The following is a 19,133-nucleotide window of genomic DNA, read 5'->3' as shown; positions in this document are numbered from 1 at the left end:
CGGGGGCGGCGGGTTACGACAGACATTGTCGTGGCCTTTCAGGTGGTGATCAGTGAAACAGTTGTGGCGGACGGGGGAATACGCGTCATCGCGCGGATCAGAAGACGAAGCCCTCGGGGAACGGGTCCGACGGGTCGAGCAGATAGTTGGCCGTGGCGGTCACCCAGGCGCGACCGGTGATCTCGGGCACGATCGCGGGCCGCCCGCCGACCGCGGTCGTCTCGACCGCCCGCGCGTAGAAGGTGGTGTCGATGAACGAGTCGTTGCGCAGCACCTCGTCACCGGAGAGCAGCCCGCGCGCGTGCTGGCGGGCAAGCAGCGCGGAAGTGCCGGTCCCACAGGGCGATCGATCGAACCAGCCCGGATGAATGGCCATGGCATTGCGGGTATGCGCGGGCTCCGACGCCGGATCCAGGAACAGCACATGCTTGCACCCGGAGATCCCCGTGTCCTCGAGATGCACCGGCCGCCGAACCTCGTTGATGGTCCGCATGATTCGCAATCCGGCATCCAGGATCCGATCCTGCTCCGCACGATCGAACGGCAGCCCGAGCTTGGCGAGATCCACAATGGCGTAGAAGTTTCCGCCGTAGGCCATGTCGTAGCGCACCCCGCCCAGCCCGGGCACCTCGACCTCGTTGTCGAGGCTGTCGCAGTAAGCGGGCACATTCCGCAGACTCACCGAATCCGCGTGCCCGCCAATGACATTCACCAACGCCACCACCCGCCCGGCGGGGGTGTCCAGCCGAATCTCGGTCACCGGCTCGGTCACCGGCACCATGCCCGCCTCCACCAATGCGGTAGCCACACCGATGGTCCCGTGCCCGCACATCGGCAACAGCCTACTGACCTCGATGAACAGCACCCCGTAGTGCCCATCCGCGGTCGTAGCCGGTTGCAGAATCGCCCCACTCATGGACGCGTGCCCGCGCGGCTCGTTGACGAGCAACTTGCGCAGCCCATCGAGATGCTCGATGAAATGGAGACGCCGCTGCGCCATGGTGTCCCCGGGAATCGTGCCGACCCCACCCGTCACCACCCGCGTGGGCATCCCCTCGATATGGGTGTCGATAGCGGAAATGATCATGCTGCTACGCATCAGTGCTGTCCTTCGGTATCGAGATCGGCGAGTTCACGAAGACGAACAGGTGCGGCGATCGGCCGCCAGGCGGGAGTGGCGGCGGCCAGCCCCGGCAGCACCCCCGCCCCGGAACCGTCCGGGCAGCCGTGAGCTCGCAGGGCGCGGATGTTCGCGGCGCAGATCCGGCCCTGGCAGGGGCCGAGTCCGGCGCGGGTGGTGAGCTTCCTGGCGCGGTAGGCGCCGCCCGCCGTGCGATCCCAGGCTGCGGTGAGTTCGCCCCGGGTGGTGCCCTCACAGCGGCATATCACGGTGTCGGATCGCGACCAGGTCAGCACACCGGGCCGGATCGGATGCGCGGCGGTCAGGCGGGCGACGAACTGCTCGGCCGTTCGGTATCGCGCCCGCAACGTCCGGTCCGCGTGTGGATCAGCACCGGCGGCGGCGATCCCGGCAACGATTCCTTCGACCGAGGCCGTCTGTGATCCGCCGATGCCGGTGATTTCTCCTGCGGCCCAGACCGATTCAGCGGTGCTGCGCTGCGAGGCGTCGGTACGGACGAATCCGTCCGGTGTCAGCTGTGCCCCGGCGGCGACCGCGAGTTCGTGTTGGGGGGTGAAGCCGTGTGAGACCACGACCGCATCCACCGGCACCGTGCTGTGGCTGCCGGGGATGGGCGTCCAGTCCGGGTCGAGACGGGCCACGGTGGCTTCCTCCACTCGGCCGTCGCCCGCCACCGCGACGATGGCGGTGGAGGTGCGCAGCGGAATGCGGTGTCGCACACCGGAACCGATGTACTCGGCGAGTTCGGCGGCTTTGCCGAGGCTGTGGCGCAATTCCCAGGGCCGGGCAGCCCAGTGCCGGACTATGCGGCGACCCGGGTTCGCTTCCAGGACGGCGCGGACATTCGCCCCGCCCTCGGCCAGCGATTGGGCGACGGGGAGCAGGAACGGTCCGGTGCCCGACAGCAGAACGGACTGCCCGACCAGAACGCGTTGGGTCTTCGCGAGAGTCTGTGCGGCCCCGGCGGTATAGACGCCCGGCAGGTCCCACCCGGGGAATGGACACACCCGGTCGTATGCGCCCGTCGCGATGATCAGCGCATCACCCTGGACCACCCGGTGCGTCCGTTGGTCGCCCTCGACGCCTTGCAGCAATCGCACTGCGGGACAGCCGCCTTCGGCATGCCGCTCGATCTGATAGACGGCCGCCGAGGGTAGGTATTCACAGCGCGGGTGGGCCGCCAGGTACCGCGCCCGTTCCTCGGCCGCACGATAACCATGTCCAATGGCGAGTGGCCGCCGTACGCCGAAGGCCGCCGGAATTCGCCGGTTGTACTGCCCGCCCAGCGCTTCATTGGAATCGACGAGAGTCACGGTCGCGCCATATCGCAGCGCGGATTCCGCTGCGGCCGTGCCCGCCGGACCGCCGCCGATCACCACCACATGCCTGCTCATCGCGCCCCCTCGGACGCGCGGTGTTGGGTGGTGATCGTGTCGCCGTTGCGGGCGGGGCGGCGGCAGAGGCGGATGTCGGGGATGCCGTTGACGGTGGCGACGCAGTCGAAGCAGATGCCGATGCCGCAGAACACGCCGCGAGGGCTGGCGTTCGGGGCGGTGCGCCAGTGTGAACGGTCGGCGGCGAGGAGTACCGCGGCGAGTGTTTGGCCGTGGACGCCGTGTAGTTCGACGCCGTCGATGGAGATCGTCAACGGCCTATCCGCGCGGTCGACTGGATCGTGGTCGGCCGGAATCATGTTGGGACTCATAGTGATAGGTAGTTCTCCGTCGATTCGGATGGGGCGATGACCGCGGGGCGGTCGACGGCGAAGGCCGCGATATCGACTTCGGCGGGGCGGCTCGCCAGGGCAGCGGTCAGCAGGTGCGCGGTGCCGACCGAGAGGCCGATGCCCGCGCCCTCGTGGCCGGTCGCATGCCAGAGACCGGGCAGTCTCGGGTCGGGGCCGATCACCGGGAGGTGGTCGTCGACATAGGGGCGGAAACCGCCGTAGGCCCGCATGATCGACACATCGGCGAGCACCGGGTAGAGGCGCAGCGCCTTGCGGGCGATGGCGGCCAGGCTGTCCGGGCGCAGGCGGTCGTCGAAACCGCACTGGCGGCGGGACAAGCCGATCAGCAGCGGGCCGCCGCGGGTGGATTCGACCACCGCCGAGGATTGCAGCGCCGCATCCGAACTGCCGACCGCGCCGACGTAATCCGCGTCGTAGACCTTGTGGAGGACGGTGGGCGGCATGGGGGCGGTGATCAGCACATCACCCCGGCGCGGTTTGACCGCGATCGGTGCGCCGAGCAGTTCGGCGACCCGGCCCGACCACGGCCCCGCCGCATTGATCACCACATCGGCGTAGCGCGCGCCCGTCGTGGTTCGCACGCCGACGAGGCGGCCGCCCTGCAGGATGGGTCCGGTGACGGCGCACCGGGTTTCGATCACCGCTCCGGCCGCGGCGGCGGACCCGATCAGGGCCGCCGCCGCGCCGACGGGTTGCACCTGAGCGTCGTCGGGGTAGTAGACGCTCGCGGTCACCTCCCGCGTCAACGCCGGTTCGGCCGCTGCCAGCCGATCCGCGTCGAGCTGCTCGCACCGCACACCGACAGCTCGCTGACCGCGCGCGAACTCCTCGAGCGCGGCGGCTCCCGCCGCGGTCGTGGCAACGACGATGCCGCCCTTGGGTTCCCACTCGACAGCCGCGACATCCTCGGGCAGGAGCCAGGCAATGCGCTCGAGAGTCTCCGGCCGCAATCGACGCGACAGCTGCGCGAGCTCCAGTTCCGGCCCCGGCCCTTTGTCCGAGACGAGTACATTGCCCTCGCCGTGCGCGGTGGTCCCGGATGCGAGCCCACCCGCCTCACAGACCCGCACCCCAGCCCCGGCGAGGGTGAGCCGGTCGGCGAGCGCACAACCGATCATCCCGCCGCCGATGATCAGAACGGAGAGCCCGTCCAGGCTCGGCACAGCCGGGTCGCCTGTCCGCGCGCTGTCGCTGAGAGTCATTGTGCGCGTGCCCCGTTCACCGAGCGCGGCACTCCGAGCGGATTCGCCGCACGCAGCTCCGGCGGCAGCAGGTCGTCCGGAATCGACTGGTAGACCACGGGCCGCAGGAATCGGGTCATGGCGGCCGCGCCCACCGAGGTCGTCGCCGGTGCGGTCGTCGCCGGATACGGGCCGCCGTGCTGCTGGGCGTAGGTCACCGAGAGCCCGGTGGGCCAGGAGTTCCAGAGCACCCGCCCGGCCACGCGGGCCGCGGCGGCGAACAGGGCGCGGGCGGTGTCGTCGGCCTGCTCGCCGAAGACCGAGACGGTCAGTTCGCCGTGCAGCGCCCCGGCCAGTTCGAGCATTTCGGCGGTATCCCGGTAGGTCACCAGGAGTGTTGCGGGACCGAATATCTCGTGCATCAGGCGATCGCGATCGGCCAGCACCGCGCGGGCAGTGGTGGTCAGCAGCAAGGCTGCACCGATATCGCCTCCGGCCAGCACCCGGACATCCGGATGCGCGCTCACCTGCTCGACGGCCTTCGCGAAACCGGCCGCGATCTGGTCATTGAGCATGGCGCCCGCCGGAGCCGGGTCCGCGCCGATCAGCTCGGCCAGCGCCGGAGCCCCCTCAGGCACCGCTACCAGGCCCGGCTTCGTACACAGTTGCCCCGCAATGGAACTCACGGCCGTCAGTAGTCCGGCGGCGATCTCGGCGGCCCGGGAACGCGCCGCCTCGGCGGTCACGAATACCGGGTTGATCGAACCCAGCTCGCCATAGAACGGGATCGGCACCGGCCGCCCGCAGGCCAGGTCGTACAGTGCCCGGCCACCCGCCGTGGATCCGGTGAAGGCGACCGCGGCGGTCGCGTGATGCAGTAGCGCCCGCACCCCGGCCTCGCGGCCGAAGATCATGCCGAATGCGCCTCGGGGAGCGCCGCATTCGGCGATCGCCTCGGCGACCAGGCTGCCGACCGCGCGGGACAGCGCCGGATGCCCGGGATTGGCCTTGACGACGACCGGGCACCCGGTCGCCAAGGCGGATGCGGTATCGCCGCCCGCGACGGAGAAGGCGAACGGGAAATTGCTGGCCGTGAAGTTGAGCACCGGTCCTAGGGGAATGTTCATGCGGCGCAGGTCCGGTCGCGGCGCGCCCATCGGCCAGTCCGCGTCCGCCTCGTCGATGCGGACCTCGAGGAATCCGCCATCGCGCACCAGGTCCGCGAACAGCCGCAGCTGGAAGCTGGTGCGCTTCAGTTCACCGGTCAGGCGCGGCTGCGGCAGGTGCGTCTCCCGCACTGCCAGCGGGATCAGCTCCTCGGCCGCGGCGTCGAGCCGGTCCGCGATTCCGTCCAGCACCCGGGCGCGTTCGGCCAGTTCCATGGCGGCCCACGGCCCGGCGGCCCTGGCCGCGGCCTCGACAGCATTGTCGACCTCGGCCATTGTCGAATCGGCGACGGATTCGCCCGCCAGGGTCGACTCGTCGATGCTCATCGCGAACTCACTTCCCGTATTCACCATTGCGCGTGCGACTTTCGGCATTCCGGCCGTGCGACTACCGGTAGCCCTTCGCGAGCACCTCGCGGGTATCGGCGGCGATCTTGGCGGCCAGTTCCGGCGCCAGCGGCACGCGCGGCGGACGGCACGGCCCGCCGGGGCGTCCGGCCAGATCCATGGACAGCTTGATGGCGTGCACGAATTCGGTCTTGGAGTCCCAGCGCAGCAGCTTGTGCAGATCGCGGTAGAGCGGCAGCGCCTTGTCCAGATCGCGATTCACCGACGCGTTGTAGAGCTCCACCGTCGCCTGTGGAATCGCATTGGGGTAGCCCGCGACCCAGCCGACCGCACCGGCGATCCCCAGCTCGAGCACCACATCGTCGGACCCGACGAGCACATCGAGATCCGGTGCCAGCTCCTTGATCTCGTAGAACCGGCGCACATCGCCGGTGAATTCCTTGACGCCCACGATGAGCCCCTCGCCGTGCAGTTCGGCCAGGATGTCGGGCGTCAGATCGATGCGGGTGTCGATCGGGTTGTTGTAGGCCACGATCGGCAGCCCCACCCGCGCCACGGTGCGGTAGTGATCCAGAATCGAATCCCGCCCGCCGCGATAGGTATTGGGCGGCAGCAACATCACCGCCTGCGCCCCGGCCTCGGCCGCCTGCTCGGCCCACCGCCGCGCCTGGAGCGCGCCGTAGGCCGCGATCCCCGGCATGACCGTGAAGCCCTCGGGCGCGGCCTCGATGGCGGTGGTCACCACCATGGCCCGCTCCTCGTCGTCGAGGGTCTGATACTCGCCGAGCGACCCGTTCGGGCTCACGCCGTGGCACCCATTGGCCGCCAGCCACGCCACGTGTTCGGCGTAGGCGTCGTAGTCGACCTCCAGGTCCGCGGTGAACGGCAGGGTCGTCGCGACCACTACCCCGTGCCAGGGTTTGTACGCCGATGACGTGGTCGTTTCGGACATGAGGGCCTCCATCGAATCGCGAGTCCGGGAAGAGCGCCCGGCCGCCACTGCCACCGCAGTGCCGTGTGACATTGCACTGAACCTCGCTGTTGTGGCCCAGGTCACGCAAGACCTATGCCACGTGACATGGCATAGACTGCCCACATCCGATCGGAATCAGCTGATCATGAGCAGGGGAACGATCACGTGAGTCTCGACCAGTTCACCCAGATGGAGAAAATCAGCCTCCGCGACAAGGTTTCCCGAGCGCTCCGGGCGGCCATCATCGCTGGTGAAATGGAACCCGGCGTGGTGTATTCCGCGCCCACCCTCGGCGCGCGCTTCGGCGTCTCCGCCACGCCGGTACGCGAGGCCATGCAGGACCTGGCGCGTGAGAATCTCATTTCCATCTTGCCCAACAAGGGATTTCGCGTCACCGAGGTGGCCGAGAAGGATCTCGACGACATCACGCACATTCGGCTGCTGCTCGAGCCGCCCACCGTTCGCGATGTCACGCCGCTGATTCCGGCCGCGGATCTCCCCCGCCTGCGCGAGCTCGCCGCCGCGATCGTGGACGGCGCCGAACGGAGCGATCTGGTCGAGTACACCGCCGCCGATCAGGTCTTCCATCTGACCCTGCTCGGCTACGCCGACAACCCCCGCCTCAATGCCCTGGTCTCCGACCTGCGCGATCACACCCGCCTGTTCGGCCTGGCCGCCCTGGCCCAGAAGGGCCAGCTCGTCGACGTGGCGCGCGAGCACTTCACCATTGTCGACCTGATCGAATCCCGCGATCAGGATGCCGTCCAGACCTTCCTCCGCGACCACATCAAGCAGGCCCGCGGCCGCTGGGCCAAGCCCGAGGACTGAAAGCTGTCGGTGGTCATCGCTACGGTCGGGGCGTGAACCGCACGGATCGGCTCTACGCGATCGTCGAACAGTTGCGGGCCGTCGCGCCGCGCATGCGCACCGCCAGGGAATTGGCCGCCCGGCACGGGGTCAGCATCCGGACCATCGAGCGGGATATCAGCGCGCTACAGCAGTCGGGGGTGCCGATCTACGCCGATGTCGGGCGGCGCGGCGGCTACGCCCTGGAGAAGACCATGTCGCTGCCGCCGCTGAATTTCACCGCGGCCGAGGCGGTCGCGCTGGCCGTGGCGGTGGCGCGCGGCGCCGACGGCCCCTTCGCCCATGCCGGGTACAGCGCGCTGCACAAGATTCTGGCGGCCATGTCGCAGCAGAACTCCGCGGCCGCGCGCGAGCTGGTCGCCCGGGTGCGATTGCTGGATGTCCCGGATGCGCCTGTGCCGGAACCGATTCCGCCGGTCGTCGAACAGGCAGTTCTGGCGCGGCGGGCGCTGCGCATCGGCTACCTCGACCGATTCGGCGCGCACAGCGACCGCGAGGTGGAGCCCATCGCGCTGCTGCTCGGCTCGTCCGGCTGGTATCTCGTGGCCTGGTGCCGCCTGCGGGACGAGGCGCGGTGCTTCCGGCTCGATCGGATGAGCAATATGACATTGACCGACTCCACGGCGGCGGAACGCTCACTCGAATCCTGCGATCTGGACGCGCCCCTGCACCGGGTGCGAATGATCACGCTCTGACGGAAACACCGACATCGGGTTGTCGCCGAGCCCGGAGATCGTTGTGGCGCAAGCACAACCACCACGACTCCTCGGGAGACGAATCATGACCGCACCCGCCTTCAACACCGTCGCCTGGTTCCAGGTCGGCAGCAATGAACCCGACCGCGTCAAGAACTTCTACGGCGCGCTGTTCGGGTGGAACTTCGCCTCGGATCCGAACGGCGGCGGACAGTACGATCTGGTCACCTATCCGGGCAGCGAGATCCCCTACGGCGGCATCGCGCACACGCCCGACGTCACCGCCAATCACGCCGTCTTCTTCGTGCTGGTCCAGGATGTCGCCGCCACGGTGGCCGCGGCGGAGCAGCACGGCGGCAAGATCCTGACGCCGCCGTTCACCTCCCCGGACGGTTTGGTGTTCGCGCACATCCTGGACACCTCCGGCAACCGCTTCGGCGTCTTCACCCCGGCGCCGAAGTAGTCGCTGAACGAGTCCGGCCCGGGGAGCCGATGGGCTCCCCGGGCCGGACGAGAGGTGCGACGCTAGGGCGCGATCTCCATGCTCGCGGCCAGCATGGGCCACGACTTGTGCAGGGCCTCTTCCCAGTACGGCCAGTAGTGGGTGCCGACCGGGTTGAACTGGTAGGTCGCCGGGATGCCCAGCGAGTCCAGCTTGTTCTTGAGGTTGGCGGTGCAGCCGTTGACGGCGGCCTCGATCACCACACCTAGGGTGAGGTTGATCGCGCCGGTGATGCCCGGGGCATTGCTCAGGTAGTACTGCACGTCGTTCATGACCGGAATGCCGCTGCCGCTGGAGATGTAGAGCTGGGTGCCGCGCAGCTTCTCGGCATTGATGACCGGATCGTTCTCCGCCCACGCCGGGCTGTCGTCCGGGCCGTACATGTTCTTGGTATCGCCGCCCGCCCAGAGCTCGGTGGCGAACTTGACGAACTGCTTACCGGCCGGATCGGCGATCTGCGCGCAGCCGCTGTAGGCGGCGACGCTCTTCCACAGGCCCGGCTTGGCCTCGGCCAGCTGCAGCACCGAGGTGCCGGAGGTGGACAGGCCGACCAGCGAGCTGAGGCCGGTGGAGTTCAGGGTGTCTTCCAGCAGCGGCGGCAGTTCCTCGGTGAAGAAGGTCTTCCACTTGTTCACGCCGAGCTTGGGATCGGGCTGCTGCCAGTCGGCGTAGTAGGTGCCGCGGCCACCGATGGGCAGCACCACATTGACCTGCTTCTCGGACAGGAACTGCAGCGCGTCGGTCTGGGCCTGCCAGCTCGCGGTACCCTCACCGCCGTCCAGGCCGCTGAGCATCCACAGGTTCGGCGCGGGCTTGGACTCGTCCACCGGACGCTGCACGTCGACGGTGATCTCCTGATCCATTGCCGCCGAGTACACCTTCAGATGCCAGGTCCGGCCGTCCTTCTTGACCGAGGTGACAGACGACGCCTTGGCAGGCGCCGCCGAGGTGGTACCTCCGACCACCGCCACGGACAACGCGACGGTGAGCGCCACGGCGCCGGTCCGCAGCGCGGCGAGCGATCGTCTCGGTAGTCGACAATGCATCAATCAATCCCTTACATGCTGTGTTCGGACGGCCCGCGGGAAACCCTCCCCGACACGGATGATCTTCCGTCGCGACGAAACCGTTACTCGACAGCGTCGTGCATCGGCGCTCGTAATGCCAGTCCAGGGTTCCGGGGGCCCGCGCGGAAAGGGCCCGGTCCGGATCGGAAGATGCCGGGCCGGGCCGCGATTCCCGCGCCGCTCAGCTCGCGGAACTCTCGAAGGTTCCGGGCTGGTAGGAGCCGCCCTGCTGGCGCACGATCACACCCAGCCGGTTCGCGGCATTGATCTGGGCGATCAGGCCCACCAGCGCGGCGATCTGGTCGTCGTCGTAGTGTTTGCCGACCGCCGCCCACGTGTCATCGGACACACCGCCGTGGCCGTCGGCGATCCGGGTGCCTTCCTCCGCGAGCGCCAGCGCGGCCCGCTCGGCCTCGGTGAACACGGTGGATTCGCGCCAGGCGGCCACCAGATTGATGCGCACCGCTGGCTCCCCGGCGTGCGCGAGGTCCTTGCTGTGCGCATCGGTGCAGTAGCCGCAGCCATTGATCTGGCTGACGCGCAGCATCAGCAGGTCCTGGGTGACCTTCGGCAGCGACGACTGCATGATGGCCAGGCTGGCATTGCCGAATCGCTTGGCGAACTTGGCGCCGGTCTCGGTGTCGAACAGGTTGAAACGCTGTGTCATGACTTCGTCCTCACTCGGTGCGTTCGGGTTGAACGACCAAGAGATGCCGGTGGCCCGAATCCTGTGACAGCGCAGCCGAAGTGACGTGCGCCACAGGATTCGGCTGTCACAGAATCGCGGCGCGCGGCATCTTCATGGACATGCCGGATTCAGCCACCGAGGCGTTCGTCGCCCACCGCCGACTGCTCTTCACCGTCGCCTACGAAATGCTCGGCTCCGCCGCCGACGCCGAGGACGTGTTCCAGGAGACGTGGCTGCGGTGGGTGGGCGTGGATCTCGCCATGGTGCAGGACCAACGCGCCTATCTGGTCCGGATCACCACTCGCCAGGCCCTCGCCCGATTGCGGTCCCTGGGCCGCCGCAAGGAGTCCTATGTCGGGCCCTGGCTGCCCGAGCCCCTGCTCACCGCGCCCGATGTGGCCGAGGATATCGAGCTGGCCGAAAGCGTCTCGATGGCAATGCTTTTGGTGCTGGAGACGCTCGCCCCGACCGAGCGGGCGGTATTCGTGCTGCGCGAGGTCTTCGATCTGGACTACGACGAGATCGCCGCGGCGGTCGACAAGAGCCCGGCCGCGGTCCGCCAGATCGCGCACCGGGCGTGCGGGCATGTCGCCGCCCGCCGCCCGCGCGGCGTGGTGTCGCCGACCGAGACCCGCGATGCCCTCGAAGCCTTCCAGCGGGCGATCAATACCGGCGACATCCAGGGCCTGCTCGACATCCTCGCCCCGGAGGTGGTGCTGCTGACCGATGGCGGCGGTATCAAGCAGGCCGCCCTGGAACCGCTCGTCGGTGCGGACCTGGTGGCCCGCGTGCTGGCCAGGATCAGCGCGGCCACCTTGCAGTCGGTACAGATCAACGGCTGCCCGGCGCTGCTGGTCCGAATCGACGGCGAGATCGACACGGTGGTGGCGCTGCGCATCGACGACGGCCTGATCACCGGCCTGTACGCGGCGCGCAATCCGGAGAAGCTGTCCCAGCTCGAGCACGAGACCAGCCTGCACCGCTGAAACAAGAGGCAACCATTCAGCAACATTCACGCCGTATCGCGACGGTACTGGAATGATGTGGGAATCACATCGTGAGCGATCTATATACAGGCTCGAGGCACGTTATGGTCACCATTCGAATTCCCGTCGAACTCCCGCTGTTCGCCCTCACGGCGGCGGCCTGCGCGACATTTCTCGCGGCGCCCGCGGGCGCCCAGACCTCCGCGACAATCACCCTGGACCGCATCATGCCCTACCGGGTCACCACCCTGGGCGTGAGCGGCACCGCCACCTGCTCCGGCGGCGGCGTCGCCGGGGTCGCTATCGTCAACGGCTCGCTGGAGCAGATGTTCGAGGGCGGTATCGGCGGCCCGATCGCCGTCCAACTCGACGGACCGGTCATGGTCGACTGCGACGGCACCGCCCACCAGTGGTCCGGCAACCTCGTCGCCCCCGGCCGGGTGCTGCCCAACAGTTCCGGCGGCACCCTGACGGCCGATCTCAAACAGGGCTCGACGGTCATTGCCAGCACCGGGGCCAGAGGGGTCTATATCGTCACCTGACCTCCGCGGACGCCCTCGCATCCGGCTGCGGCTCGGTACGATTTCCACCGGGTGGAGCGCACGGCCGATCGGAGGCGCGCGCGGCGGGTGAGCGGGTGACGGCATGGACTTCGTTGTCGGACCGGACGATTCGGGCGATCGACGGCCCCGGACCTGCTATCTGCGCCCGAACGATTGGGACGATTGGTTCCGGTTCGAGACCACCTTCTCGCTGGTGTACGTCGACGGCGCCGGGGTGGAGCATCCCATCGGCTCGGTCAAGATCGCCCGGTTCGGCATGGGCGAGGGGGCGGGGCGCGATGTCGCGCCCGATGCCGACGCCGCGCGAAGTCCGGAGTTGCCCAATCGATTTCGCGAGCTCGACCACGGCCGGTTCTTCTCGCTCGGTCAGGACGCGGACTACTACGATGCGCTGAACCGGCGCGGGCGCCTGCTGCGCGAGACCGTCCTGGCCGCCCTGAACGATCTCGCCTACAACGAGGAACTGCTGGCCCCCGCGCTGGACGAGCGCGTGACGCAGAAATCGCTCATGCGGCGACCGTCGAGGGACAGTTCCGCCGGATGGCGCACGGCGGCGCGCGCCTGACCCGCTATCGGTTCACCTTCTTCCCCGGCGCGGACGCCGACTCGAACGCGCGGGAGGGCGGCATCGGCTTCCTGGTGGTGCCGGATTCCAAGCCGCCCACCAATATTCAGGTGCTCATCGGCCGCAACGGGGTCGGCAAGACCAGACTGCTCGACCGCATGACCCGTGCGCTGGTGGGCCAGCGCTCCCCCGGCGACGGTCTGGGCGCGTTCGAGTTCACCAGCGAGGACGTGAACGATACGACCGGATTCTCGAAGGTGGTCTCGGTATCGTTCAGCGCCTTCGATTCCGTGGATCCGGTGACGCCGCGACGCGGCGAGAACTATGTCTATATCGGCCTGAAGGCCACACCGGAGCGCTCCGAACCGGCGGGCCCGAAATCGCGGGTGTCCACCAAATCCCCGCTCATGCTGAGCCGGGAATTCAGTTCCAGCGTGCTGAATTGCCTACGGGGGGAACGGTTGCCGCGCTGGCGGCGCGCCCTGAGCCAGCTGGAGGCCGATCCGGTCTTCGCCGACTACGAGGTCGCCGGACTGGCCGATGACGAGGACAGCGCGGACGAGGAGAAGCAGCGCAGCCGCGCCCGCGACATGTTCCGCTCGCTCAGTTCCGGCCACAAGATCGTGCTGCTGACCATGACGCGCCTGGTCGAGCAGGTCGACGAACGCTCCCTGGTGCTGATCGACGAACCGGAGGCGCATCTGCATCCGCCGCTGCTGAGCGCGTTCGTGCGCGCGCTGTCGGACCTGCTCGTCGACCGCAATGGCGTGGCGCTGGTGGCCACGCACTCTCCCGTTGTGCTGCAAGAGGTTCCGCACGAATGCGCGTGGATTCTGCACAAGGCGGGCGGCGCCACCGCCTTCGTCCGCCCCCGCGTCGAAACCTTCGGCGAGAATGTCAGCGTCCTGACCCAGGACGTATTCGGGCTGGAGGTCACCAAATGCGGATTCCATCAACTCCTGCTGGACGCGGTGGCGACCGGCGGCAGCTACGAGGACATACTGGCGAATTTCCGCGGCCATCTGGGCGGTGAGGCCCGCAGCATCCTGCGCGGGCTGGTGGCGACGCGGGATCGCGGGCTCGCCTGATGTGGCACGTGCCCCCGCCGCCGCACGAGGCCGAGGCGGTATTCCGCCGCTGTGTCGGCCGCAGCCGGGACAGCACCCGCCTGCTGCGCGCGGCCCAGGAGGTCGCCGCGGCCGCCAAACGCTACGAAACCGCCGCCACCGCGGGCCAATTGCACACGCTGCGCCCGGCGGAGTTCACCTCCGCGCACGTCACCGACCGGGAACTCCAGAACACCTACACCAACCGCATGGTCCGAGGCAGATCACCCGGCCGGGCGGTCTACACCGAGATCCGGCAATCCGCGCCCGACCAGATCTGCCCGCTGTGCGGCCACCGCACCGTGGCCAGCCTGGATCACGCCCTGCCGAAGAAGCACTTTCCCCTCCTATCGGTGGCGCCCACCAACCTGGTGCCGTGCTGTTCGGACTGCAATCACACCAAAAGCGAAGCCATTCCGGGGAATCCGGGCCAGGTCTACCTCCACCCCTATTTCGACGATATCGACGATGACATCTGGCTGGTCGCCGAGATCATCGAATCCTCCCCCACCGCAGCCATATTCGGCGTCGCACCGCCACCGCACTTGACACCGACCCTGGCCGCCCGCGTCCGCTACCACTTCACCTCCCTGGGCCTGGCGAACCTCTACACCACCCAAGCCGGATCCGAAATCCGCGCCCTCGCCTACGTGAGCGCCGGGGCCCACTGTCGCGACGGCGCGAACGGCGTCCGCGAAGTCCTGGCCGACTATCGCGACGGCCGCCGCCGCGTCCATCGGAACACCTGGCAGGCGGCGCTGTTCCACGCCCTGCTGTCCTCCGACTGGTACTGCGACGGCGGATTCCGGAGTACCTGAGCACACAGCCGAAAAACTTCGGCGGGGGATGTCGAGAACGCCGTCATAGCTCCGTCCCAGGGGTGAGCGACCAACTAGGGTCGCACCGAAGGGAGAATGTCATGGCCAAGTACCTGCTGCTCAAGCACTACCGAGGCGCTCCGGCATCGGTCAACGACGTGCCGATGGATCAGTGGACGCCCGCCGAGATCAAGGCGCACGTGCAGTACATGGAGGACTTCGCGGCCAAGCTGGAGCAGAGCGGCGAGTTCGTCGACGGTCAGGCCCTGGCGCCGGAGGGGGCCTGGGTCCGCTCCGACGGCGCGGGCAAGCCGCCGGTGACCGACGGTCCGTTCGCGGAAACCAAGGATCTGATCGCGGGCTGGATGATCATCGATGTCGACTCCTACGAGCGCGCCGTCGAGCTGGCCGGGGAACTGTCCGCGGCCCCCGGGGCGGGCGGCACACCCATCCACGAATGGCTCGAGGTGCGGCCGTTTCTGACCCACGCGCCGAACGTTCTGGACTGATGACCGGCGACGCGGTGGACGAGGCGCGGCTGCGGGATCTGATCCCCGGTGTGCTGGCGGCGCTCGTCCGCCGCGGCGCGGACTTCGCGACCGCCGAGGACGCGGTGCAGGAGGCGCTCATCCGGGCCGTCGAGACCTGGGCGACGCGGCGGCCCGACGATCCCAAGGGCTGGCTGATCACCACGGCCTGGCGGTGTTTCATCGATCTCACCCGATCCGATACCGCGCGGCGCAATCGCGAACTGCGGGTCTCCGACGAACCGCCGCCCGGACCGGCCGCCGCCGAGGACGAGACGCTGCGGCTCTACTTCCTGTGCGCGCATCCGAGCCTGTCCCCCGCATCGGCCGTCGCCCTGACGCTGCGGGCCGTCGGCGGCCTCACCACCCGGCAGATCGCACAGGCCTACCTCATGCCCGAAACGACCATGGCCCAGCGGATCTCACGAGCCAAACGCACGGTGAGCGAGGTCCGGCTGGATCGCCCCGGGGAACTGCGCACCGTGCTGCGCACGCTGTACCTGGTGTTCAACGAGGGCTACAGCGGCGATATCGATCTCGCCGCGGAGGCGATCCGGCTGGTCCGGCAGCTGGCCGCGACCACCGACAATGTGGAGGTCGCGGGTCTGCTCGCGCTGTTCCTGCTGCACCACGCCAGACGCCCGGCCCGCACCCGCGCCGACGGCAGTCTCGTACCGCTGGCCGAACAGGACCGGAGCCTGTGGCGGCGCGATCTGATCGCCGAGGGCGTGGCGGTGCTGCAGGCCGCGCTGGCCCGGGATCGGCTCGGGGAGTATCAGGCGCAGGCCGCGATCGCCGCCCTGCACTGCGATGCGCAGGCCGCCGAGGAGACCGACTGGGTGCAGATCGTCGAGTGGTACGACGAGCTGGTGCGGCTCACCGACAGCCCGGTGGTGCGGCTCAATCGTGCGGTCGCCGTCGGCGAGGCGGACGGACCGCGGGCCGGACTCGCCGCACTCGGCGAACTCGATTCGGCGCTGCCCCGGTACACGGCCTCCTCGGCCTACCTGCACGAGCGGGCCGGTGATCTCGCCACGGCGGCCCGGCTCTACGCCGAAGCCGCCGCGCAGGCGCACAATCTCGCCGAGCGCAATCACCTGACGCTGCGGGCGGCCACCCTCAATCAGCGACTTTCGCGGTGAACGGTTCGGCGAGCTGGGCGAGATAGCGGACCGGATAATCCGGGTGCGCGGCCATGCCGAGATCGTCGCTGCTGAACCGGCGGGCCGGATCGTAGCTGTAGGTGCGCAGCAGGTGATCCCAGAGCAGGGTGAACAATCCGAAGTTGACGTCACCAATGCCCGCCCACTTGAGGTGGTGGAAACGATGACCTTCATTGAGCGCCAGCACATATTTCAGTGGGCCGACCCGGTAGTCGGCATTGGAATGCTGCATCAGCAACTGCACCGCCACCGCCAGCGACATGGCCGAGGCCACCGAGATGGGCATGCCGAGCAGCAGCAACGGCGTCACTCCGGCCGCCATTTCGATGGTCTGGTGCAGCGGGTGCTTCATCAGGCCGTTGAAGCCGTAGAAGCGTTTGACGCTGTGGTGCACCGCGTGGAAGCGCCACAGCACGCCGATCTTGTGGCTGGCGTAGTGGGTGAGCGTGACACCGATATCCGCGAGCACGATGGCGATCAACACCTGAGCGACGAAAGGAATTGTCGTGGGCCAGATCCCGTCGCCGGGAAGCACGGCCGCCAGCACGGGGATGATCGCGACGCTCATCAGGATGAGCGTCTCGTTGACGAAGGCGTGCGCGACATCGCGCCCCGAATCCCCGTGCGAATCGTTCCAGTCCGATTCGTAGGGCAGGACGCGCTCGGCGGCGAACGAGAGCGCGATCGCACCGGCGAGCACGACGAGCAGCCACAGCTTGTGCGCACCGGAGGCGACCAAGGTGATGCCGATACCGTTGGCGCCGAGCAACATCAGGGGTGCGTAGCCGTACCTGACAGCCGGTCGGATGAAGGTGATCATGTCTGTCAGCCTCGCGCCGTGCGGCACCCCCGCGCTTGAACAAATCGGCTGCGGTGGAACATCCCGGAGGGCTACCCCTGCTGATTCCGCTCGTTCTCGACGCGCCCGGTGAGGCGGCGGCGGAAGTCCGGATCGTCGGGTGTGGTGATCTCGATGTCGTATCGGCCTTGTTCGGTCGGCCATTCGAGGCGGCGTTCAGTGCCGGGTGTGAGCACCACGGTGCGGTGCGTGCCGGAATAGCGGCGCGGGATCACGGTCATGGTCACGGTGACCTTGCCGTGATTGATCAGGGAAACGGTCAGGTCGGGGTCGGAGTATGTTGCCTCGGAGGCTATTTCGACGGCGGCCGCGGGACCGGCGCTGGCGCCCCGCAGTTCGTGCCAGAAACCGTTCGGGCCCTGCACGACCAGGTCGTAGCGCCCGGTGACGGGGAAACGCACGTCCATGGCGCCCAGGACATAGCGATGTTCGGGGAATTCCGCCTCACCGGCGAACGGATAGATCGTGAAATGCGCGGCGGACTTTCCGGTATTGGACAGCCCGATGGTGAGGGTCGAACCGGAGAGCGCACTGGAGACCGCCGGTTGGTACGGCAGCGGTCGGGCGGGTCGGTGGCCCTGTTCCTGAATCGGAAGTTCTTGATCGGCGGGCGGATTCGGATGCCAGCGGCGGACCTGCCGCGGAACCGGTTCGGGCCGGGACAGTATCGGCGGCGCACCTGCGGCGGTGAAGTCGAATGCGGAGGTCAGGTCGCCGCAGACGGTCCGGCGCCAGTCGCTGATATTCGGTTCGCGGACACCGGTCCACTCCTCCAGGAAGCGCAGCACCGAGGTGTGGTCGAAGACCTCGGAGTCGACGAAACCGCCAATGGTCCACGGCGACACCACGATCATCGGCACCCGGGGGCCGAGACCGATCGCCTTGCCGTCGTACCAGTCGTCCCCCGCGCCGCCGACCGGCCGCGGCGGCGCCGGGGACGGCACATGGTCGAAGTACCCGTCGTGCTCGTCGAAATTGATGAATATCGCTGTCTTGGAACAGAGTTCGAGATCGGAGGCGACGAGATCGAGCAGCTGGTAGATGAAGTCCGCGCTGCCCGCCGGAGTGGACTCGGAGGGGTGCTCGCTGTACTTCGCCGGGGGCACCAGCCAGCTCACCCGCGGCAGCGTCCCGGCCGCGATATCGGCGGCCACGCGGCGCAGCAGGGTATCCGGCTCGCTGCGATACATGGCCCGATCGAACAGACTGCGCTCCGCGGGGCTCAGCCGCTGCCGCGCCGCCTCCAGCTGCCCGAGCAGCCGCCGCCGCTTCCACGCCCATGTGCCCGGCAGCGCCTCGTAGAGCTTCTCCGTCGTCGGATATCTCCCGTCCACCTCGGCCAGCAGTTTCGCGCCGATCCGTTTGAACGGTGCGAAATATTCGACCGGGTTGTCGGTGAAGTTGTCCCACTCCTGATAGATCCGCCACGAAATACCGGCGGCCTCCAGCCTTTCCGGATACGTGGTCCAGTCGTAGCCCGGATGCCTGCCGTCGTAGGCGGCGTTGTCGATCGCCCGCCGGTCGCCGCCCGGCTCGAATCCGGTTGTGCCGGTGAAGAAGTAGTTCCGATTCGGATTGGTGCCGCCGTGCATCGAGCAGTGGTAGGCATCGCAGACGGTGAAGGTGTCGGCCAGCTCGTACTGGAACGGCAGGTCCCGGCGCTCGTAGTAGGCCATGGTCGCCGCCGTCTTGGCCGGTATCCATCCGTCCCACCAGCCCTGCGCCCACGCGGCGGTGCTGCCCCGCCACTCGTTGTCGAGGCTGTCCAGATACTGGATATCCCCATCCGGCCGCCCCGCGCGCGCCGCCGCCTCGCGCACCGAGAACGGCAGCACGGTCGCACCGCCCGATTCGGACACCGGTTGCCCGAAGACCGAGCCGCCGCCACGCAGGCGCAGCGGCGACTCGTCGCCAAAACCCCGCACGCCGCGCAAAGTTCCGTAATAGTGGTCGAAGGAACGGTTCTCCTGCATGAGCAGGATCACGTGCTCCACGGCTTCCAGCCCGCCCGGTCGCATCGGCTCCCGCATGGCCCGATGCAGTGCGAGCGGCAGTAGAGTCACCGCCGCCGCACCCGCGGAAACGGCGGCGGCTGTCCCGAGCACTTGGCGACGCGAGAACCTGGCCATGCACCCAGTAGATCAAGACCGAGTGCCTGGGGATAACACCTG

The 19,133-nt window shown here is 68.4% G+C and carries 20 protein-coding genes; 10 read left to right on the top strand and 10 right to left on the bottom strand.

Annotated elements, in window-relative coordinates:
* Window positions 1–97 precede the first annotated feature (97 nt).
* From NC4_RS06875 to NC4_RS06850, 6 genes are all read right to left on the bottom strand, one after another.
* Window positions 98–1,099, bottom strand: coding sequence for a proline racemase family protein (locus tag NC4_RS06875; RefSeq protein ID WP_067533991.1), 1,002 nt, complete (start codon window positions 1,097–1,099; stop codon window positions 98–100).
* Window positions 1,099–2,535 carry an FAD-dependent oxidoreductase gene (locus NC4_RS06870; protein ID WP_067533988.1) on the bottom strand — a complete coding sequence of 479 codons (1,437 nt, stop codon included), beginning with the start codon at window positions 2,533–2,535 and terminating at the stop codon, window positions 1,099–1,101. Before NC4_RS06870 ends, NC4_RS06875 begins: the two co-directional genes overlap by 1 nt.
* Window positions 2,532–2,846 (bottom strand): (2Fe-2S)-binding protein, encoded by a 315-nt coding sequence (locus NC4_RS06865; RefSeq protein WP_067533985.1) that lies wholly within the window; start codon window positions 2,844–2,846, stop codon window positions 2,532–2,534. Before NC4_RS06865 ends, NC4_RS06870 begins: the two co-directional genes overlap by 4 nt.
* On the bottom strand, window positions 2,843–4,051 hold the full coding sequence (locus NC4_RS06860; protein ID WP_245721533.1) for an NAD(P)/FAD-dependent oxidoreductase: 1,209 nt from the start codon (window positions 4,049–4,051) through the stop codon (window positions 2,843–2,845). Before NC4_RS06860 ends, NC4_RS06865 begins: the two co-directional genes overlap by 4 nt.
* A gap of 35 nt (window positions 4,052–4,086) precedes the next feature.
* Complete coding sequence (locus NC4_RS06855; protein WP_067535844.1) at window positions 4,087–5,562, bottom strand: aldehyde dehydrogenase (NADP(+)); 1,476 nt, start codon at window positions 5,560–5,562, stop codon at window positions 4,087–4,089.
* Window positions 5,563–5,623: 61 nt separating this feature from the next.
* Complete coding sequence (locus NC4_RS06850; RefSeq protein WP_067533982.1) at window positions 5,624–6,535, bottom strand: dihydrodipicolinate synthase family protein; 912 nt, start codon at window positions 6,533–6,535, stop codon at window positions 5,624–5,626.
* Between the two features lie 186 nt (window positions 6,536–6,721).
* Here NC4_RS06850 and NC4_RS06845 point away from each other — a divergent pair, with 186 nt between their 5' ends.
* The 3 genes from NC4_RS06845 (at window position 6,722) to NC4_RS06835 (ending at window position 8,581) form a co-directional block, all read left to right on the top strand.
* Window positions 6,722–7,384 carry a GntR family transcriptional regulator gene (locus NC4_RS06845; protein WP_245721532.1) on the top strand — a complete coding sequence of 221 codons (663 nt, stop codon included), beginning with the start codon at window positions 6,722–6,724 and terminating at the stop codon, window positions 7,382–7,384.
* 32 nt (window positions 7,385–7,416) lie between these two features.
* Complete coding sequence (locus NC4_RS06840; protein ID WP_067533975.1) at window positions 7,417–8,118, top strand: helix-turn-helix transcriptional regulator; 702 nt, start codon at window positions 7,417–7,419, stop codon at window positions 8,116–8,118.
* Between the two features lie 85 nt (window positions 8,119–8,203).
* On the top strand, window positions 8,204–8,581 hold the full coding sequence (locus NC4_RS06835) for a VOC family protein (RefSeq protein WP_067533971.1): 378 nt from the start codon (window positions 8,204–8,206) through the stop codon (window positions 8,579–8,581).
* A gap of 62 nt (window positions 8,582–8,643) precedes the next feature.
* Here NC4_RS06835 and NC4_RS06830 read toward each other — a convergent pair whose 3' ends face one another.
* Complete coding sequence (locus tag NC4_RS06830; RefSeq protein ID WP_067533967.1) at window positions 8,644–9,666, bottom strand: alpha/beta hydrolase; 1,023 nt, start codon at window positions 9,664–9,666, stop codon at window positions 8,644–8,646.
* Window positions 9,667–9,868: 202 nt separating this feature from the next.
* Complete coding sequence (locus NC4_RS06825) at window positions 9,869–10,354, bottom strand: carboxymuconolactone decarboxylase family protein (RefSeq protein WP_067533964.1); 486 nt, start codon at window positions 10,352–10,354, stop codon at window positions 9,869–9,871.
* 134 nt (window positions 10,355–10,488) lie between these two features.
* Here NC4_RS06825 and NC4_RS06820 point away from each other — a divergent pair, with 134 nt between their 5' ends.
* The 7 genes from NC4_RS06820 (at window position 10,489) to NC4_RS06795 (ending at window position 16,082) form a co-directional block, all read left to right on the top strand.
* Window positions 10,489–11,361: an RNA polymerase sigma-70 factor gene (locus tag NC4_RS06820; RefSeq protein ID WP_067533961.1), complete on the top strand. Its 873-nt coding sequence runs from the start codon at window positions 10,489–10,491 to the stop codon at window positions 11,359–11,361.
* Window positions 11,362–11,465: 104 nt separating this feature from the next.
* Window positions 11,466–11,903, top strand: coding sequence for a hypothetical protein (locus tag NC4_RS06815; protein WP_067533958.1), 438 nt, complete (start codon window positions 11,466–11,468; stop codon window positions 11,901–11,903).
* Window positions 11,904–12,006: 103 nt separating this feature from the next.
* The gene (locus tag NC4_RS41470) at window positions 12,007–12,489 is read left to right on the top strand and encodes a hypothetical protein (RefSeq protein WP_218020931.1); all 483 of its coding nucleotides are present in this window, start codon (window positions 12,007–12,009) and stop codon (window positions 12,487–12,489) included.
* Complete coding sequence (locus NC4_RS06810; RefSeq protein ID WP_218020929.1) at window positions 12,465–13,577, top strand: AAA family ATPase; 1,113 nt, start codon at window positions 12,465–12,467, stop codon at window positions 13,575–13,577. Before NC4_RS41470 ends, NC4_RS06810 begins: the two co-directional genes overlap by 25 nt.
* On the top strand, window positions 13,577–14,413 hold the full coding sequence (locus NC4_RS06805; RefSeq protein WP_067533955.1) for a hypothetical protein: 837 nt from the start codon (window positions 13,577–13,579) through the stop codon (window positions 14,411–14,413). The genes NC4_RS06810 and NC4_RS06805 overlap by 1 nt, the downstream gene beginning before the upstream one ends.
* Before the next feature lie 101 nt (window positions 14,414–14,514).
* Window positions 14,515–14,922 (top strand): YciI family protein, encoded by a 408-nt coding sequence (locus tag NC4_RS06800; protein ID WP_067533952.1) that lies wholly within the window; start codon window positions 14,515–14,517, stop codon window positions 14,920–14,922.
* On the top strand, window positions 14,922–16,082 hold the full coding sequence (locus NC4_RS06795) for an RNA polymerase sigma factor (protein WP_067533949.1): 1,161 nt from the start codon (window positions 14,922–14,924) through the stop codon (window positions 16,080–16,082). Before NC4_RS06800 ends, NC4_RS06795 begins: the two co-directional genes overlap by 1 nt.
* On the opposite strand, the gene NC4_RS06790 is transcribed toward NC4_RS06795, so the two are convergent.
* Both NC4_RS06790 and NC4_RS06785 read right to left on the bottom strand, forming a co-directional pair.
* Complete coding sequence (locus tag NC4_RS06790) at window positions 16,060–16,923, bottom strand: sterol desaturase family protein (RefSeq protein ID WP_174566836.1); 864 nt, start codon at window positions 16,921–16,923, stop codon at window positions 16,060–16,062. The genes NC4_RS06795 and NC4_RS06790 overlap by 23 nt on opposite strands.
* A gap of 71 nt (window positions 16,924–16,994) precedes the next feature.
* The gene (locus NC4_RS06785) at window positions 16,995–19,091 is read right to left on the bottom strand and encodes a phosphocholine-specific phospholipase C (protein WP_067533945.1); all 2,097 of its coding nucleotides are present in this window, start codon (window positions 19,089–19,091) and stop codon (window positions 16,995–16,997) included.
* Window positions 19,092–19,133: the final 42 nt, after the last annotated feature.

This window comes from Nocardia crassostreae (assembly GCF_001613405.1).
GTDB classification, from domain to species: Bacteria; Actinomycetota; Actinomycetes; order Mycobacteriales; family Mycobacteriaceae; genus Nocardia; species Nocardia crassostreae.
This window is presented reverse-complemented; position numbering and strand designations above follow the sequence as displayed.

Excerpts from the sequence above, each read along its gene's own strand:
- NC4_RS06825 (WP_067533964.1), bottom strand. The coding sequence starts at position 10,354 with ATGACACAGCGTTTCAACCTGTTCGACACCGAGACCGGCGCCAAGTTC.
- NC4_RS06820 (WP_067533961.1), top strand. The coding sequence starts at position 10,489 with ATGGACATGCCGGATTCAGCCACCGAGGCGTTCGTCGCCCACCGCCGA.
- NC4_RS06865 (WP_067533985.1), bottom strand. The coding sequence starts at position 2,846 with ATGAGTCCCAACATGATTCCGGCCGACCACGATCCAGTCGACCGCGCG.
- NC4_RS06815 (WP_067533958.1), top strand. The coding sequence starts at position 11,466 with ATGGTCACCATTCGAATTCCCGTCGAACTCCCGCTGTTCGCCCTCACG.
- NC4_RS06795 (WP_067533949.1), top strand. The coding sequence starts at position 14,922 with ATGACCGGCGACGCGGTGGACGAGGCGCGGCTGCGGGATCTGATCCCC.
- NC4_RS06800 (WP_067533952.1), top strand. The coding sequence starts at position 14,515 with ATGGCCAAGTACCTGCTGCTCAAGCACTACCGAGGCGCTCCGGCATCG.
- NC4_RS06835 (WP_067533971.1), top strand. The coding sequence starts at position 8,204 with ATGACCGCACCCGCCTTCAACACCGTCGCCTGGTTCCAGGTCGGCAGC.
- NC4_RS06855 (WP_067535844.1), bottom strand. The coding sequence starts at position 5,562 with ATGAGCATCGACGAGTCGACCCTGGCGGGCGAATCCGTCGCCGATTCG.
- NC4_RS06805 (WP_067533955.1), top strand. The coding sequence starts at position 13,577 with ATGTGGCACGTGCCCCCGCCGCCGCACGAGGCCGAGGCGGTATTCCGC.
- NC4_RS06810 (WP_218020929.1), top strand. The coding sequence starts at position 12,465 with ATGGCGCACGGCGGCGCGCGCCTGACCCGCTATCGGTTCACCTTCTTC.
- NC4_RS41470 (WP_218020931.1), top strand. The coding sequence starts at position 12,007 with ATGGACTTCGTTGTCGGACCGGACGATTCGGGCGATCGACGGCCCCGG.
- NC4_RS06850 (WP_067533982.1), bottom strand. The coding sequence starts at position 6,535 with ATGTCCGAAACGACCACGTCATCGGCGTACAAACCCTGGCACGGGGTA.
- NC4_RS06870 (WP_067533988.1), bottom strand. The coding sequence starts at position 2,535 with ATGAGCAGGCATGTGGTGGTGATCGGCGGCGGTCCGGCGGGCACGGCC.
- NC4_RS06830 (WP_067533967.1), bottom strand. The coding sequence starts at position 9,666 with ATGCATTGTCGACTACCGAGACGATCGCTCGCCGCGCTGCGGACCGGC.
- NC4_RS06785 (WP_067533945.1), bottom strand. The coding sequence starts at position 19,091 with ATGGCCAGGTTCTCGCGTCGCCAAGTGCTCGGGACAGCCGCCGCCGTT.
- NC4_RS06875 (WP_067533991.1), bottom strand. The coding sequence starts at position 1,099 with ATGCGTAGCAGCATGATCATTTCCGCTATCGACACCCATATCGAGGGG.
- NC4_RS06790 (WP_174566836.1), bottom strand. The coding sequence starts at position 16,923 with ATGATCACCTTCATCCGACCGGCTGTCAGGTACGGCTACGCACCCCTG.